The organism is Halalkalibacter sp. APA_J-10(15) (assembly GCF_023017105.1).
Classification (GTDB): domain Bacteria; phylum Bacillota; class Bacilli; order Bacillales; family Bacillaceae_D; genus Halalkalibacter.
Window position 1 is genome coordinate 90,207 of the sequence record NZ_JALKEV010000019.1, and the last position, 17,802, is coordinate 108,008.

Consider the following 17,802-nt stretch of genomic DNA (forward strand, 5'->3'; position numbering starts at 1 on the left):
AGATAGAAAATATGTGAGGAGTGGAGAAATGATTAAACGGTTTTTCTCCTATTATCAGCCTTATAAAGGCTTGTTTATATTAGATTTTTCGTGTGCGGTCTTTGTTGGACTACTAGAGCTTGCGTTTCCTCTTGCGGTAAACCTAGTGATTGATCGATTATTAGATACGGGTAATTGGTCACTCATTTTTTGGGCTTGCTTTGGTCTGTTATTGATCTATGCTCTGAATACAGGCATGCATTATATTGTTACGTATTGGGGGCATATGCTCGGAATTAACATTGAGACAGACATGCGGAGGAAATTATTTAAGCATATGCAAAAGCTTTCTTTTAGCTATTATGATCGAAATAAAACGGGTCATTCCATTTCGAGACTAACAAAGGATTTAGAGGAAATTGGTGAGGTAGCTCACCATGGTCCAGAGGATGTTTTCGTTGCTATTATGACGTTAGTTGGGTCGTTTATATTAATGGTCACGATCAATTGGAAGCTAGCCATTCTTTCATTTTTAGTTATCCCATTATTAACGTATTGTGCGATTTATTTTAATAAGAAAATGACTGGGACGTTTCGGAAGATGTTTAATGACGTGGGTGAGATTAATGCACGAGTAGAAGATAGCATTGGTGGAATCCGTGTCGTTCAAGCATTCGCGAATGAGAAGCACGAACAAAAGCAATTTGCTGTCAATAATCATCGTTATCGTCAGACGAAGCTTCAATCTTATAAGATTATGGCGCAAAATGTAACCGCAAATTATATGTTTATGCGTATTATTACACTATTTACGTTATTATTTGGTTCGTTCTTTGTCATAAGTGGGGAGTTAACGAATGGGGAATTTGTCGCTTTTATATTGTTAGCCAACATTTTATTAGGCCCGATTCAGAAAATTAATGCGGTCATTGAGAGCTATCCTAAAGGCATTGCTGGGTTTAAACGATATACAGAAATTTTGGATACGGAGCCTGACATTGAAGATGCACCAAATGCCAAGGACGTGACGTTACAAGGAGATATTTCATTCAACAATGTGACGTTTGGCTATGAAGGGTTAACACCCGTATTAGCTAATATTGATTTATCGATAAAAAAAGGAGAAACCGTCGCTTTTGTTGGGCCTTCTGGCGCTGGGAAAACGACGTTGTGTAGCTTACTTCCAAGGTTTTATGAAGTGGTGGATGGAGAAATCACGATCGATAACGTTCCTATTCGTGAAATGAAGCTTGATTCATTACGAAGTCAAATTGGTATTGTGCAACAGGATGTGTTCTTATTTTCTGGGACCATTCGGGAAAATATTATGTACGGCAAACTGGATGCAACAGAAGAAGAAATCATGGAAGCAGCTAGACAGGCTCAGTTAGAATCATTTATCGACGCTCAGCCTGATGGCTTAGATACAGTCATTGGGGAAAGAGGAGTGAAGCTTTCCGGTGGTCAGAAGCAACGACTTTCGATTGCTCGCATGTTCTTAAAGAACCCACCTATTTTAATTTTAGATGAAGCGACATCTGCCCTTGATACGGAAACGGAAATTGCAATCCAAAAGGCATTAACACGATTATCTGTAGGGAGGACGACATTAGTGATTGCCCATCGATTAGCAACGATAAAAAATGCGAATCGCATTGCTGTTGTCACTCAGGATGGTATAGTAGAACAAGGAAGCCATGAGGAGCTATTACAACAAGGTGGGAGCTATAGTCGGTTATATGAAGCGCAATTTGGACAAGAGCATGTTCAAGTATAGCTTCATTCTATTAATTCGTGGTTGATTAAAGGAGTTAAGAAGATGAGCGAAAGCAACGTACTCATTATGACATCAGTAGAAGCAGAGAAACAGGCAATTGAAGCAGGCTTAGGAAGAAATAGGCGATTTCATGTGAAGCTGGCAGGAGTTGGCCCAGTTGAAGCAGCGGTTGCAACTGCATTAGAACTGGCAAGAGGTTCCTATCAATATGTGCTGAATATGGGAATTGCCGGTGGCTTTGAAGAAAGAGCTCCGGTCGGGTCTATTGTCATTGCTTCGAGACAAATTCTTGCAGACTTAGGAGTGCAAACGGATGAAGGCTTCCAAAAGGTAGAAGCATTAGGTTTTGGTCAATCAACATTAGTACCAGACGAAACGTATGTTGATGAATTAACTCTTTTTGGGAGCGATTCAAATATAAGCATGCAAGTTGGCGAAATATTAACATTATCGACGGTAACAGGAACGGCAAAGCGAACGATTGAGTTAAAGGAACAATATCCTAAAGCGGCCGCTGAAGCGATGGAAGGGTTTGGCGTTGGTTTAGCGGCGAGTAAAGTAGGGATACCGTTCATGGAAGTCAGAGCTATTTCCAATGTGATCGGTCCACGGGATCGCGATGCATGGCGAATTGCCGATGCATTGCAAGCATTAAAGGAGACATCTCAATATATAACGGAGGTATTATAACATGAACATTGCATTTTCCCCTTGTCCGAATGATACATTTGTCTTTCATGCTTGGGTACATGGGTTAGTTGCAGGTGCTCCGAAGCTTGATGTGACGTATGCTGATATAGACAAAACGAATTTTTGGGCTGCAGAGAGAACAGGTCCAGAAGTGATGAAAATTTCCTATGCGGCCTTACCGTGGGTTCTTGAGGATTATGCTCTACTTCCTTGCGGTGGCGCGTTGGGAAGAGGATGTGGACCGTTGTTATTAACGGCCAAGCCTTCCACAAACCCTAAGCAATTACAAGGAGCAACAGTAGCGGTTCCGAGTGAACGGTCAACGGCGTATTTGCTGTTCCGCTTATTTGCTGCTCAGCAAGTTCATGGGGGAATCGGACAAGTAGTCGTCATGCCTTTCCACGAGATTATGCCAGCTGTTCGTGACGGTAAGGTTGATGCAGGGTTAGTCATTCATGAAGCAAGATTCACATATCAAAACTACGATTTGCATATGCTAGTCGACCTTGGTGACTGGTGGGAGAAGGATACAGGACATCCAATTCCATTAGGAGCTATTATTGCTAAACGATCGCTCGATAAAGAGGAGATAACGAATTGGATTAGAGCCTCCGTTCAAGAAGCTTTTAAACACCCTAACCAATCAGCAGAGTATGTTGCTACTCATGCTCAGGAAATGTCAGAGGCTGTGACTGAGGCCCATATCCAATTGTATGTGAACGATTATACACTTGATTTAGGAGAGTCTGGCTACGATGCGGTTGTAGAGCTATTAGGAAGAGCAATGCAGGAGCAGCTAGTACCTGAATTTGATTTATCTTTACTTAAGACATGAAAGAAAGAGGGTACCAAAAGGGCAAACAGACCTTTTGACACCCTCTTTCATTTATCGTCTTGAACGTAATGCGGTTTGCGCTAGAAAGGTAATATAGGATTCATCCTGTACGAGCCAAGCTTGATAACGGCGTTTTATGTAGGACTCGCCTTCTAAAAAAGTTTCAAAGGTTTTGTAAGGTGCATGGTTATGCTCTAACATCCAATTCTCGTGATAAGGGTAAAGGTAATAGAGAGCGCCGTCCTCTGAACGATAAAGTGTCCCATTTTCTGATTCTTTTACATTATGTTTATTATGAATAGGATCAACGTGTAGAGGTTTTAGTGGAAATGCCCCTTTGACAAAGAACTCGAAAGCAGAGTCATTTAACGTTGCACCCGCTGCTTTTGCATGACCGCCCCCCTCGTATTGTTCAGCTACCATTGATACGTCTATGTGGTCGTGGATCGTGCGAAAACTCATTTTACGTTGTCCGACATTTAAGATAGCAATGTAATCAAGGTGTGGGGACTCCTTCCCTAGCTTATTTCCTAGCTCCGAATGATATGCTTCTGCGTGGACGATTCCGACACATTTCTCTTCAAGCATCACTTGTACTAATTCACGGCGTTTGCGCTTAATATAGCGAGTGATCTTATCCTCTTCGATATCGAGAATTTTATCTTCAAAATCATCAAATTTAAAGTTGTTAGACGTAGGTAGTCGTTGTACCATCCTGTCTTCAAAATCATCGATAGACAGTAAAAAAAATAAATCATTTAACCGTTTTGAACGGAAATTTTCGTTGCGATCCCATTCCCAAGTATCCCATTGACGTACTAGTTCGACAAATTCATCCAGAGCTTGAGAACGCTGTAAGTAATCCGATTTGATTAAGAAATCGTAAAGTAAGGATGTGGCAGATGCAAGCTTGCTTTCTTCGTGAGCTATCTCAATGTGCGCCCACGAATGATCGTTTAGGTGTAAGGCTGTTTTATGATGGTCAATCAGTTGGACACTTCCGCCTGCTTTTATAAATGTATGGATTCTTTGTTCGTTATCGCTGTTTATAGATAAATCAGTAATCCATAATGAATCAGCCGTTTTTGCTGTTTCAAGGTGCTGTTCAATTTTTTGATCCAATCGCTGGATGGATACATATTGAATTTCTACATTTGAGCCAAAGGCCAGTCGGGCTAATATCCCACAGCTAACACCATCAAGGTCATTATGCGAATATAAATAGTGCATGGTTTTATTCCTCCTTATGTCTAGTATGAAGCAAATGGTATAAATATAAAGGTAATATTTAAAAGATCTTGTTCAAAAAGCATAAAAAGTATAGCAATAACTCCATTTGCTACGCGTCTTGTGGTGTGTGGATTTCTCGCCACAAAAATGGTAAAGCAAATGTAACGTTATAGCAGTTGATAAAATGGTATGATGGAAATAGACTGGTTGAAGTAGAATGGAGGAAGTAAATGGAAACAACAACAAAACGAATTAATGAAGTAATTGAAAATATTGAGCGTGTCGTTGTTGGAAAAAGAGATGAAATTAAACTTAGCTTAGTTGCCATGTTTGCCGGTGGGCACGTCCTGCTTGAAGATGTGCCGGGGGTAGGGAAAACGATGATGGTCAAAGCGATTGCGAAATCTTTAGGTGCTGACTTTAAACGAATACAGTTTACTCCGGATCTCTTACCATCTGATGTAACTGGAGTTTCAATTTACAATCAACAAACACAGCAATTTGAATTCCGCCGAGGCCCAGTTATGTCTCATATCGTGCTGGCGGATGAAATAAATCGTACATCACCAAAGACTCAAGCAGCTTTGCTAGAGTCACTTGAAGAAAGTAGTGTAACAGTTGACGGGGAAACAATTAAATTGGACAAGCCTTTTTTTGTTATGGCCACTCAAAATCCTGTTGAGTATGCTGGAACGTTTCCTTTGCCAGAAGCACAGTTGGATCGCTTTTTATTGAAATTGAAGCTAGGTTATCCTGATGAATTAGAGGAATTTGAGGTTCTGACTAGAGTCCAATATGAGCATCCTCTTGAGCAATTGCAATCGGTTATGACAACGCAAGAAGTATTATCTATTCAACAGGAAGTATACAATGTGTTTGTTAGTGATGATGTGAAGGGATATATTGTCGAACTTGTTCAAGCAACGAGGAAAAATCGACTCGTTGAACTCGGAGTGAGTCCTCGTGGGACGATTGCACTTATGAAGGCCGCTCAAGCATTTGCCTTTATTGAAGGTCGTGAATTTGTTATTCCAGATGATATTCAGCACTTAGCTCCATTTGTTTTAGCTCACAGGTTAATTTTAACGGATGAAAGTAAAATGACAAACAGACAAGAGAGGCAAGTCATTCGCCAAGTGCTTGATCAAGTGCCTGTTCCGGTGATAAAACGAAAGGTTTCACAATAAAATGACACGTTGGATGAAAGTGGCATTTAAGTATGTTTTTCTTATTATCATCATTGGTGCATTATTTGCATATGCGATGTTTCAAGGTGGCTTTGTAAGTTGGTATTTATTCTATAGTGTTATAACCATTATTGTTTTAATGATGGTCGTCACTCTTTTTCCTTTTAAAGTGAAGCAAATACGACGAATCATCTCTGAAGAAGCAGTGGAGGTGGGGGGGACTGTTGATGTGACTGTCAAAGTTGAAAAATACCCATTCCAGCCCTTTTTCTTCGTCAGGATCTTTGATGAACTACCAGGAAGATTACAGCAAGAGGATACACCTGGAGCTTTGTTTTTCTTTTCGTTTCAAAGAACATTGTCCTTTACGTATACGATTAGCAACTTGAAGCGTGGTGTGTACCGTTTTGGAGAGGTGAAGTGTAAGTTTGGCGATTTGTTCGGGTTGTTAGAAGTAGAACGAACGTTACAAGGTGACGAAACAGAGATTCTTGTATATCCATCCTTTCATTATTTACGCAGCTTACCTCCGGTTGCTCAGCAGAGAGAGAGAGAGGGTCAACGTAATCGTACATCTCTTCAAGAAGATCGTTCTCTTGCTGGTGTGAGGCAGTATGTTCCGGGGGATCGGTTAGCCAGTATTAATTGGAAGCAAACAGCACGTTCCTCTGACCTCATGTCCAAAGAATTTGAATCGTTTCAAGGTGAAGGTGCTTTACTCGTCTATGATTCCTTTTCGAAGAAGTCAAATCAGCCCATGTTTGAACAATCGATTGAGTTAGCGACTTCTCTATTAGCGACGCTTATGAGAAGACAGTCGTATGCTCGCTTTTATATTCGGAAGGATAGATGGGAGTCGATAACGGTTCATCAATCAATGATCCCTGCTTTACAAGCGCTTGCTTATGTTGAGCCAAATCGCCAACCTATTGAAGCCATTGACGGAGTATATCGGAAATGGAGTGGGACGCATATTTACTATGTTTGTGCAGTGCTTGATCAAGCTTTGCTAGCGGCATGTAGAACACTCCAAGCTCAACGAGTAACGATGACGATATGTACTGTAGCACTTAAAGGAACAGATCCGAGAGTCGTAAGTGAATTAGAGTCTATAGGTGTAAAAGTGGTTGAAATGAGCTAACAGGGGGAGAGAGTTTATGCGCTCAAATAGAAAAAAACTTGATTTAAGCAGAGACTTTCTTCTTTACGGATTAAGTTTTTTATTATTAATGGAATGGCTTTTGCCACTTCCGTATGTAGCTGATACAGGTTATATTCATATTTTTGTGTTGTGTACAGCTGTGTTTTTCTTTATTACGTTTTTACAATTACCTGTTGGGTTATCGGCTTTAATGAAAGTTGCGGTCGTCTTTTATGGGTTATTTTTAGTGTTCTTTCAAGGTCAATTTTTTTCGTTTGAATGGGTAGGTGCTATTCTTGAAGATGTAGCCTTGAATATTAGCTATATGTTAGGCGGTAGCTGGCATGCGTTAACGGATTTATTTCGTAGTTTGCTCTTCTTTGTCTTGCTAGCGATTATGAGCTATTTATTATTTTATTGGATTGTTTACGCACGGCGAATGCTTTTTTTCCTTATTTTCACTGTCATTTATGTAGCGATTATCGATACATTTACGGCGTATGATGCGACCTTTTCTATTGTTCGTACGTTTTTTATTGGTTTTCTTTTACTAGGGCTTGTGACGATGTATCGATTCATTGAACAAGAACGATTACATGCAGCTTCTACTATGCTACCTGTTAGGCTAAGTGGGGTGTTGATTACGATTCTTGTGTTAGGAGGGGTATTTGGATTTCTTTTCCCTAAGCCTGAGCCTCAATGGGCTGATCCGGTTCCGTATGTCCGAGCAGCAGTAGGGTTAGAGTCAGGAAATGATCCTGTTCAGCGGATTGGCTATGGTGATTTTGATGAACAGCTAGGTGGGGGGTTCGTTGATGATCATACGATCGTATTCTATGCGGCTGTAACTGAGGAGCATTACTGGCGTGGTGAAACAAAGGATCTTTATACGGGGAGAGGCTGGGAAACGACAACCCCCGAACGAATGAAAAACCCGCTTTATCGCACAGAGAGAGAAGGAGCTATTTCAGTTGAGCAATTAAGTACAGAAATTGCATTTGAAGGCGAAGAGTCACGTTTTGATCATATCTTTTACCCTGGTGATTTCGTTGAATTGACAAGTCATGACACCATTGATGTTGTTGTTGATCAATATTCTGAACGTGCGAATACATTTAGAGAAGAAGAAGCTATTGCTTTGACACGCTATCGATATGATTATGTGTATCCAAGCTTCCATGTGGACGTACTGCAGGCAACAAATGAAGAAGATCCAAATGATATTGTGGATTATTATACTCAGCTGCCTGATACTTTACCTGATCGTGTACGTGAATTAGCTGAGGAAATTGCTGAAGATGAAGACAATCGTTATGATCAAGCAAAGGCGATTGAAGCGTATTTCCGTTTATCCGATTTTGTTTATGAAACAGAGGATGTTCCCATTCCTAGTAGTGGTCAGGACTACGTTGATCAGTTTTTGTTTGAAACGAGAAGAGGCTATTGTGATAATTTCTCTACTTCAATGGTCGTGATGCTTCGTACGCTTGATATTCCTGCACGTTGGGTGAAGGGGTTTACACAGGGGACGGAGGTCGAGCAACTAAGTCAAGATCGCTCGGTCTATGAGGTGACAAACTCTAATGCGCATTCCTGGGTCGAAGTGTATTTTCCTGAGGTTGGTTGGGTCCCGTTTGAACCGACACAAGGCTTTGCTAACATGTATGACTTTCTTGAAGTTGATGAAGAGGAGAGCGAAACGAACGGAGAGGATCCGTTAGATGTGACAAGTGAAGAGGAAGAGCTTGAGGAAGAGGAACAGGAAGAGGAGCCAGAAATAGAAGAGGAAGAAGAACAAACACAAGACCTCGGAGCAACGTCACGGAATTGGACGATTCCAGGGGGTCCGTGGATTCTTGTTGGACTCCTGCTTTTAGCGGTCATTGTTATGGTTATGAAGAGGAAGAGTGTGGTTTTCTATATTCTTCTTAAAAGGTATGAGAAAGCGACAAAAAAGGAAGCGTTTGTTCCGGCTTACGAGCATCTTCTATGGTTACTACGGTATAATGGATATCATCGACAATCTGGTGAAACGATAAGAGCCTATGCACGAAGAATGGATGATCAATTTGTAACCGATGAAATGGAAGCTATGACAGAGGAATATGAGCGTATTCTCTATAGTGAAAAGTCAGAGCATTCGAGTTGGCTTGAGCAAAAAGCACGTTGGTTAGCTTTTGTGAAAAAAATGAATTCTTGACCAAGATATAGTAGGTTGATAAAATGAATCAGTGTTTAACGTTGAAAAGAGACCTTCTTTAACTGTTAAGAAAGGTTGTTTAAGTGTACAAGGCATAAATAAGTTTACGGAGCATGTTAATAGCTTCAGAAAAAGGGTGGGTAAGGATGAGTGAATTGAATCAAGAAATGATCGTCGTGTTGGATTTTGGTGGCCAATACAATCAACTCATTACACGTCGAATTCGTGATTTAGGTGTGTACAGTGAGTTGAAATCGAATAAAATGACGGCAGAAGAAATCAAGAAATTAAATCCAAAGGGAATTATTTTCTCAGGGGGACCTAATAGTGCATACGCCCAAGGGGCTCCTCATTGTGACCCGGCGATATTTGATTTAGGAATTCCGATATTAGGTATTTGTTATGGTATGCAATTAATGACACAGCATTTTGGTGGAAAAGTAGATGCAGCAGACCACCGAGAGTATGGAAAAGCGGCGATTCAAGTTCAAAATCAATCTGCTTTGTTTAAAGGATTACCGATTGAACAAACAACGTGGATGAGTCATGGTGATCTTATTTTGGCACCACCTCCAGGCTTTGTTGTTGATGCCTCTAATCCATCATGTCCGGTGGCAGCGATGAGTAATGAAGATCAAAAATTCTATGGTGTTCAGTTCCATCCAGAAGTACGTCATTCGGAGTTTGGTGATGACATGCTGAAGAATTTCGCTTATGAAGTATGTGGCTGTACGGGCGAGTGGTCAATGGAGAATTTCATTGAAGTCGAAATCGAAAAAATCCGTGAAATTGTTGGAGATAAACAAGTCCTTTGCGCATTAAGTGGTGGAGTAGACTCATCTGTTGTTGCTGTGCTTATACATAAAGCGATTGGTGATCAGCTCACGTGTATGTTTATCGATCACGGCTTGCTTCGTAAAGGGGAAGCGGAAAGTGTCATGGAAACGTTCCGTGAAGGCTTTAATATGAATGTCATCAAAATTGATGCAAAAGACCGTTTTCTAGGGCGTTTAAATGGCGTGTCTGACCCTGAGGAAAAGCGTAAAATCATAGGAAATGAATTTATTTATGTGTTTGAAGAGGAAACGAGCCAATTAACAGATATGGATTTTCTTGCACAAGGAACTCTGTACACAGATATTATTGAAAGTGGAACAGATACAGCACAGACGATTAAGTCTCATCATAACGTAGGTGGTTTACCGGAAGATATGAAGTTTACATTAATTGAGCCACTCAATACGTTATTTAAAGATGAAGTACGTAAGCTTGGGTCTGAGCTAGGCATTCCGGATGAAATTGTTTGGCGACAGCCATTCCCTGGTCCAGGGCTAGGAATTCGTGTCTTAGGCGAAATAACAGAGGATAAATTAGAAATCGTTCGTGAATCTGATGCGATTTTACGTGAAGAAATTAAAAAGGCTGGGCTTGATCGTGAAATTTGGCAATATTTCACTGCTCTTCCGAACATGAGAAGTGTCGGTGTCATGGGAGATGCGAGAACGTACGACTATACTGTTGGCATCCGTGCCGTCACATCAATAGATGGCATGACTTCTGATTGGGCTCGTATTCCGTGGGATGTACTTGAAATCATTTCAACACGAATTGTTAATGAAGTGAAGCATGTGAATCGAGTGGTCTATGATATCACGTCAAAGCCACCTGCAACGATTGAGTGGGAGTAAGTATAAAAGAAAAGCACAAAGTCTAGGTATAATAGGCTCTGTGCTTTTTACTTATTTAGTATTTTTGGGGTCTACTCTCAGAAATTCCAATGTCCTCCTTGTGGGTGAAAAAATCGTCACGTTCACTTATTTTCCTCATTTTTGGAAACTTCTACTCTTCTTTCTAGTTTAAGGATGTTATATACTATATATTATAGTTGTTAGAGCTTAAAATTAGAATGGAGGACATGATTGATGGTCTTGAAATCAGTAGATTTATTCTCAAACGAATTTCATCAAAATCCTTATGAGTATTATGAAAAAATCCGGCCACACAAGCCTTTTGCTAAAGTCAAAATGTTCAATGAAGACCAGTATTCTTGGATGGCCTTTTCGTATGAAGCGGCAGAAGCTGTTTTAAAAGACAAACGGTTTATTAAAGAAATGAAAACCGTTTACCCTGAGCTCACTGATGAAACTATATCACCGATTGCCCACAGTATGCTTTTTTCCGATCCTCCTAATCACCGCCGTCTCAGTAGCCTCGCTCAAAATGGCTTCACTCCACAAAAAATAGCCAAACTAAGAGGTCGTATTGAAGAAATCGCCAAAGAACAAGCAATTATGATGAAGAATAAAAGAGCAGTCGATTTTATTGAAGACTATGCCTTTCCAATTCCAATTCGAGTCATCTGTGAGCTACTCGGTATTCCTTCTGAGGATCGCCTCGATTTCCAACGTTGGTCAACCGTCATCGTCGAGATTACCGAAGCACCTCGTTATGAAGACGCGATGGACGAATTTACCTCCTACTTACAAAAATTAATCGAACAAAAACGCCTCGAACCACAAGAAGATTTACTGTCCGAGTTAATTCAAGCAAAAGAAGAAGATGAACAGTTATCGTTAAAGGAATTGTATGGCTTCGTCATCCTTTTAATTGTCGCTGGACATGAAACAACGGTCAACTTAATTGCCAATGGTTTACTTGCTTTACTCACTCATCCAGAACAATTAGCTTTATTAAAGGAGGACCCTTCTCTTATCGGGCAAGCGATTGATGAATTGCTACGCTTTAATGGCCCGGTTGAGTTTAGCACAGACCGTTGGGCAAGTGAGTCGTTTACATTTATGGGTCAACAAGTAGAAAAAGGAGATCACGTCCTTGTCTCACTCGCCTCAGCCGATCATGATCCATCAAAATTTGACGACCCGAATAACCTTGATATCACAAGAGAGAAAAGCCCTCATCTCGCTTTCGGAAAAGGCATCCACTACTGTCTCGGCGCTCCACTCGCAAAGTTAGAAGGTGAAATCGCGCTTCAAGTGCTGCTTGAGGAATATCCTAATCTTTCGCTTGCCGCAGATTTGTCTCACCTACAATGGCGCCAAAGCTTAATCATTCGCGGGTTGAAACATTTTCCTATTAAGCTTTATTAAAAGTCAAAACAAGGGTGTTATCCAGGCCAGCTTCGTAATAAAATACCTGTTATTGGTCTTCTTGTTAGGCTGTTTTACAACTACCTATCAGAGTCGTATCTAAGTCACTATCGATAAGGCTTCTAAGGGAATACGCCACGATTGAGTGTGAGTAAGCGAATAATAATAAAAGGTTGTTGTCGATTGTTCGGTTTTTGTTGACAGATAAAAATGATGTTGGTAGACTCTTATATAGAAATAATAATTTTATATAAGAGTCTTATCGTATAAATGCAGGAATAGGGCCTGCACGTCTCTACCAAACTACCGTAAATAGTTTGACTACGATAATCATCTAAATTTTTGCTTGCATCCTGTCTTAAATCTGATGATTTCTAGTTAAACTTCCATTCGTATGAGATGAATTGGAAGTTTTTTTATTGATTTAGAAGGGGCTTGTTTGCTTGTGGATGTAATTAGGTGAAGACTGAAAAAAATGGAGGCGAAAAGGTTGGAACGTTTTTTTGGCTTTAAAGAGCATGGAACTTCAATCGGACGAGAGAGTATTGCGGGGTTAACAACGTTTTTGGCTATGGCTTATATTCTGTTTGTTAATACAGATATATTGAGTGCGACTGGAATGGACCCTGGTGCAGTATTTACGGCTACGGCATTGGCGGCGGCAGTTGGAACATTAATTATGGGGCTATTAGCGAACTATCCCATTGCACTTGCGCCTGGTATGGGACTGAATGCATTCTTTGCGTTTTCAGTTGTTATTGGATTAGGAGTAGAATGGCAAGTTGCGTTGTTCGGAGTATTCATTTCAGGTATTATCTTTATTATTATTACGCTATTAAACATTCGAGAGATGATCATTAATGCGATTCCGGCAGAGCTTAAATATGCAGCTGGAGCTGGGATTGGTTTATTTATTGCATTTATTGGATTGAAGCAAGCAGGTATCGTAGTTGGCGATGAAGCAACGGCTGTTACATTAGGTAACATGACAGCTCCGACGACGTTGCTTGCGGTGTTCGGTATTGTCGTAACGGTTATTTTAATGGTACGCGGCTTTAAAGGCGGTATTTTCTATGGAATGGTGCTAACGGTTATTGCTGGGTTACTATTTGGTTTAATTGATCGTCCGGATGCGATTGTTGGTTCGGTTCAAAGCTTAGCACCGACATTTGGTCAAGCGTTTATGTTCGATTGGTCGACAGTAGAAATTTGGACATTAGTCATTGTGGTACTAACATTCTTGTTTGTCGATTTCTTTGATACAGCAGGTACATTGTATGCTGTTGCTAACCAAGCAGGTTTTGTGAAAGATAATAAGCTTCCGCGTGCTGGAAAAGCGTTATTAGCTGATTCAACGGCAACATCAATTGGTGCGGTACTTGGAACATCGACAACAACTGCATATATTGAATCATCTTCTGGTGTCGCTGCAGGTGGACGTACAGGGTTTACATCAGTTGTAACAGCTGGATTGTTCTTAGTAGCATTGTTCTTTTCGCCATTATTAGCAGTTGTAACAGAGCAAGTGACAGCTCCTGCTTTAATTGTTGTCGGTATTTTAATGGCCTCATCCATTCGCTTGATTGAATGGGATAAGTTCGAAATTGCTGTACCGGCTTTCTTGACGGTGATTGCGATGCCATTAACATACAGTATTGCAACGGGGATTGCGATAGGCTTTATCTTTTACCCGATTACGATGATTTGTAAAGGAAAAGCGAAAGAAATCCATCCGTTAATGTACGTATTGTTCGTTGTCTTTGTTTTATACTTTATTTTCTCACCAAAATAAATCATACAAAAGGTTCAAGTGGGACATCCCTGCTTGAACCTTTTTTGCATGGAGTTTTTGATGATATCTTTTTAAACGGTATTCTTTTTAAAACGATGAGTAGGACTTCCTTGGATGTTGGTTTTTATGCGGAATAAGCCCCCGGCGTGTTCATATTGCTCATCATTCATTCTTGCTGTTGTAATGTAAAGGTCCGTTAAATCCTGCCCTCCAAAGACACAGGATGTCACATTTAATGCAGGGATAGGTATATCAAGTAAATGTTCACCACTTGTTGGATTCCACCTCGAAATCTTTGCCCCTCCCCAATGAGCAATCCAAAGCATACCTTCTTGATCGATCGTCATTCCATCTGGTGATCCAGTGCTTTTTTCAATTGTAATGATTTCGGTTTGATTAGTGACTTGACCATTCGTGATGTCGTAGTTAAATCGTACAACCCTTTGTGTAGGTGTATCAATATAATACATATATTGATTGTCTGGTGACCATGCAAGTCCGTTTGAAATACTTATATAGTCAAGTTTCTTGGTGCTGGATAAATTAGGTTCTAAGCAATAGAGGGCTCCTTTTTCTTTGTGTCCTTTCAGACTCATCGTTCCAGCCCAAAAGCGGCCAGCGGGATCGCATTTTCCATCATTAAAGCGGTTCTCGTTTATTCCTTCTTCCGGATTGGAGATGAATTCTGTCGTATTTGCTTCACTATTATAAAAATAAAAGCCTGATTCTAAAGCTGTAATAAGCCCTCCGGATTCGTTAGGTGCAACTGCACCGACCATTTGTCCAAGCTGAAGCGTCTTCTGATGATGGTTAGAAGGGGCATAGATGAAGCATTTTTTCTCGATAATATCTACCCAATAGAGAACTTGAAGTTTCTCGTCCCAGCTAGGAGATTCCCCGAGTGTTGCTTTTGCATCTATGATAAGTTCTGCTGTTTCTATCATGTCACATCTCTCCTCATTAATAATCTATTGTAATTGTATACCTGTTATATATGGAATGAAACGTTTACATTGAAAAATTGCTTAAAAGAAGAGCACTGGCTGCGCTCGTTATGACTTCTTTATGAGAATGATAGCTCATAGGGAAGTTTTGAAACGGGCCAAGCACAGTGCTTGAAAGAGTAGCGTTTATCATGTTGCTGGCGAGGTTTTGAATTGTTGAACGCTTTGTCGCAATTGCTCACTTTGTTTTTTCATTTTTGTCGAAGAGTTTTTCACGACATTGGCAATATCGGTTGAATCGTTAGTCATTGAGTGAATTCGATCGATCATTTCAAGTAGCTCCTTCATTTCGTCTTGCTGCTTTAAATGGTTCTCGCCCATTTTAGATGTATCTTGACTTACTTGATTTAATTTTTCAACAAAATAAGTCGTTTCTTGATGGACGCTTTCGATTTCTTTACCTATGCTTGTGAAGGTAACTGGTAGAGAGTTTAGCTCCTTATATAGTTGATCAAATTTGCTTGTTACCGTTTCTAATTGATCATGGCTTATCGTTTGAATGATTTCACTATTCTCATCTAAAATTTTAACAATTTCGCTTGTGGCTTTTCTAGATTGATCAGCTAAAGTCCGAATTTCCTCTGCGACTACGGCAAAGCCTTGACCGTGCTCGCCAGCTCTTGCTGCTTCAATACGAGCATTTAGTGATAGTAAGTTAATCTTTTCGGTTACCGATGAGATAGTTGAAGTGATATTCCCCACCTTCGTTGAAAAGTGTGCAATTTGATTCATTTTTTCTGTGAATGCATCCATCGATTGATTGGCTTCTGATTGTGAAGCTGTAATGGTATTGATAAGAGAAGCAATCGTTTGTATTTCCTCTTTAATGGTGGAAACTCTGCTGCCTATTTGCTCCATGTTGCTAAAGGATTCTTGAATTGTAGCGAGCACTTGCTCATCATTTAGGAGTTCTTTCACTAACTTTTTCTGTTTGTCATTTAAATAGGATTTCGATTGCTCAATATATCCCTTCTGATCACTAGTTAATAATGAAAGACGTTCGGAGAATTCAATCATTGTATTAGACGTTCGATGGACAAAATGGGAATCGGTCTTAACTTGATCGACTATCCGATTAAGGCTCGCAACCAATTTATTAAAGGCTTGATGGAGCTCAGCTGTATCTTCATACGGTTCAATAGGTAATGTTTGAGTTAAATCTCCTTTTGTAGCGGCTATTTCTTTCATAGCTTGTATCGAATCGAATAAAGCGATATGCTCACCGTGTTCTGATACATTCAAGCCGGCGATCTCTTCTTCCTTCGTGACTCGCAATGGATAGACTTTATGAACGATCCAATAGAAGAGTATCCCTAAACCGAAGGCCCATACAAAGGCCACAACCACTCCTAATGCTTGTACGCCTATTTGATGGAATCGGCTGTCGACTGCTAGAAGCTCTATTTGACCGAAGAAACCAACTGCTAGTGTTCCCCAAGCTCCGGCTACACCGTGAACAGCAATAGCTCCAATCGCGTCATCGACTTTAAAGAAACGATCAATTAATAAATGAGCCAATACAACGATTAGTCCACCAATAGCCCCGGCTAGCATTGCATAAAGTGGCGTCATCACATCTACACCGGCAGTAATTGCGACTAACCCCCCTAATAATCCGTTTAAGCAGCTTTCAACGTGAGCCTGTTTATAAATGAACCATGAAACTATTAGAGCGATGATTCCTCCAGAAATAGCTGCTAATTGTGTATTCAGGGCAATAATTGCAATGTTACCATCGGCAAACGTAGTAGAGCCTGCGTTAAACCCCATCCAACCAAACCATAAGATAAAAACACCTATCGTTGCAATGACTGGACTCGCACCTCTAAAGGAAGAGGCAGAACCATCCTTCTTGTATTTACCGATTCGCGGACCGATAATAATGGCTGCTGCAAGAGCAACCCACGCCCCGATAGAGTGAACGACAGTTGATCCAGCGAAATCCATAAAGCCTAAGCCCTCAAGCCAACCTTCTTGTCCATCGATCCAAAGGCTTCCCCATGCCCAGTGACCAAAGATGGGATAAATAAGAATAACGATGAATGCTGTTCCTATTAAATAACCAGAGAATTTAACACGTTCAGCAATAGTACCAGAAACGATGGTTGCTGCCGTACCAGCAAAAACAATTTGAAAAAGAAGGAATGACCAGTTCCATGGATCTTCTGACATATTATGAAAGAAAAAAGATGATCCTCCTATCCAGCCATTAATACTTTCACCAAACATTAATGGAAATCCGATTAAGCTGAAAATTAACGTTGCAAGCATAATATCTGCGATGTTTTTCATTGCAACATTAATAGAGTTTTTTGCTCTTGTTAGACCAGCCTCAAGAGCGGTAAAGCCAGCTTGCATAATTAGAACTAATACACTAGCAAGAAAAATCCAGACAAAGTTTAAATGTTCTTGAAGTTCCATATCGATCCCCCTAATTCCAACTAACATATGTCATTTTTACTAGATATGAGTTAAAAGAACTACTTACGCGTTAGGTTATATAACATTTATATGGGATGAATGTTATATTTAAGTTGTGAACGATGTTAATAAATCTAAACGAGAAAAGAAAGTTTAAAAGAAATAAAATAAATATTGACTAAAGGTGACGAATCATGATATATTATTTCTCGTTGTCATTCATGACTACATTAAAATAATTTAAAAAAATTATTGACATTGTGGTCACTAGTTGATAATATAGAAAAGTCGCAATAAACGACGATGAGTTCCTTGAAAACTGAACAAAAGCCAAGCGAAAAAGAGACAATTGTTGCGTGAGCAACAAGGAATCTCGTCAATGTTTTATGAAATATATGAGCTAATTCAACTCAACTTTTATGGAGAGTTTGATCCTGGC

12 protein-coding genes and 1 riboswitch are annotated in these 17,802 nt (G+C 40.1%); of the genes, 9 read left to right on the top strand and 3 right to left on the bottom strand.

Going from position 1 to position 17,802, the window contains the following annotated elements; translation table 11 throughout:
• Positions 1–28 precede the first annotated feature (28 nt).
• Genes MW695_RS19295 through MW695_RS19305 form a run of 3 tightly spaced genes read left to right on the top strand, consistent with a single transcriptional unit; the run spans position 29 to position 3,281 of the window.
• Positions 29–1,756, top strand: a complete 1,728-nt coding sequence (locus tag MW695_RS19295; RefSeq protein ID WP_247107131.1) for an ABC transporter ATP-binding protein — start codon at positions 29–31, stop codon at positions 1,754–1,756.
• A 42-nt stretch (positions 1,757–1,798) separates the two neighbouring features.
• Positions 1,799–2,446: a futalosine hydrolase gene (locus tag MW695_RS19300; RefSeq protein ID WP_247107132.1), complete on the top strand. Its 648-nt coding sequence runs from the start codon at positions 1,799–1,801 to the stop codon at positions 2,444–2,446.
• Between the two features lies 1 nt (position 2,447).
• The gene (locus MW695_RS19305; RefSeq protein WP_247107133.1) at positions 2,448–3,281 is read left to right on the top strand and encodes a 1,4-dihydroxy-6-naphtoate synthase; all 834 of its coding nucleotides are present in this window, start codon (positions 2,448–2,450) and stop codon (positions 3,279–3,281) included.
• A 51-nt stretch (positions 3,282–3,332) separates the two neighbouring features.
• Here the strand turns inward: MW695_RS19305 and MW695_RS19310 are convergent, their stop codons facing one another.
• A complete protein-coding gene (locus tag MW695_RS19310; protein WP_247107134.1) occupies positions 3,333–4,511 on the bottom strand; it encodes a DHH family phosphoesterase in 1,179 nt (392 codons plus the stop codon).
• Between the two features lie 230 nt (positions 4,512–4,741).
• Between MW695_RS19310 and MW695_RS19315 the strand changes: the two genes are divergently transcribed.
• The 6 genes from MW695_RS19315 to MW695_RS19340 all read left to right on the top strand — a co-directional run bounded on the left by MW695_RS19315 (position 4,742) and on the right by MW695_RS19340 (position 13,938).
• Positions 4,742–5,698, top strand: coding sequence for an AAA family ATPase (locus MW695_RS19315; RefSeq protein ID WP_247107135.1), 957 nt, complete (start codon positions 4,742–4,744; stop codon positions 5,696–5,698).
• A gap of 1 nt (position 5,699) precedes the next feature.
• The gene (locus tag MW695_RS19320; RefSeq protein ID WP_247107136.1) at positions 5,700–6,839 is read left to right on the top strand and encodes a DUF58 domain-containing protein; all 1,140 of its coding nucleotides are present in this window, start codon (positions 5,700–5,702) and stop codon (positions 6,837–6,839) included.
• A gap of 16 nt (positions 6,840–6,855) precedes the next feature.
• The gene (locus tag MW695_RS19325) at positions 6,856–9,039 is read left to right on the top strand and encodes a transglutaminase TgpA family protein (RefSeq protein ID WP_247107137.1); all 2,184 of its coding nucleotides are present in this window, start codon (positions 6,856–6,858) and stop codon (positions 9,037–9,039) included.
• Between the two features lie 146 nt (positions 9,040–9,185).
• Positions 9,186–10,727 carry a glutamine-hydrolyzing GMP synthase gene (gene guaA, locus MW695_RS19330; RefSeq protein ID WP_247107138.1) on the top strand — a complete coding sequence of 514 codons (1,542 nt, stop codon included), beginning with the start codon at positions 9,186–9,188 and terminating at the stop codon, positions 10,725–10,727.
• Positions 10,728–10,961: 234 nt separating this feature from the next.
• On the top strand, positions 10,962–12,146 hold the full coding sequence (locus tag MW695_RS19335) for a cytochrome P450 family protein (protein ID WP_247107139.1): 1,185 nt from the start codon (positions 10,962–10,964) through the stop codon (positions 12,144–12,146).
• Between the two features lie 242 nt (positions 12,147–12,388).
• Positions 12,389–12,490: riboswitch (purine riboswitch) on the top strand.
• Positions 12,491–12,636: 146 nt separating this feature from the next.
• Positions 12,637–13,938 carry an NCS2 family permease gene (locus MW695_RS19340; RefSeq protein WP_247107140.1) on the top strand — a complete coding sequence of 434 codons (1,302 nt, stop codon included), beginning with the start codon at positions 12,637–12,639 and terminating at the stop codon, positions 13,936–13,938.
• Positions 13,939–14,009: 71 nt separating this feature from the next.
• On the opposite strand, the gene MW695_RS19345 is transcribed toward MW695_RS19340, so the two are convergent.
• Both MW695_RS19345 and amt read right to left on the bottom strand, forming a co-directional pair.
• A complete protein-coding gene (locus MW695_RS19345) occupies positions 14,010–14,882 on the bottom strand; it encodes an SMP-30/gluconolactonase/LRE family protein (protein ID WP_247107141.1) in 873 nt (290 codons plus the stop codon).
• A 189-nt stretch (positions 14,883–15,071) separates the two neighbouring features.
• Positions 15,072–17,363, bottom strand: a complete 2,292-nt coding sequence (amt, locus tag MW695_RS19350; protein ID WP_247107142.1) for an ammonium transporter — start codon at positions 17,361–17,363, stop codon at positions 15,072–15,074.
• Between the last annotated feature and the right edge of the window lie 439 nt (positions 17,364–17,802).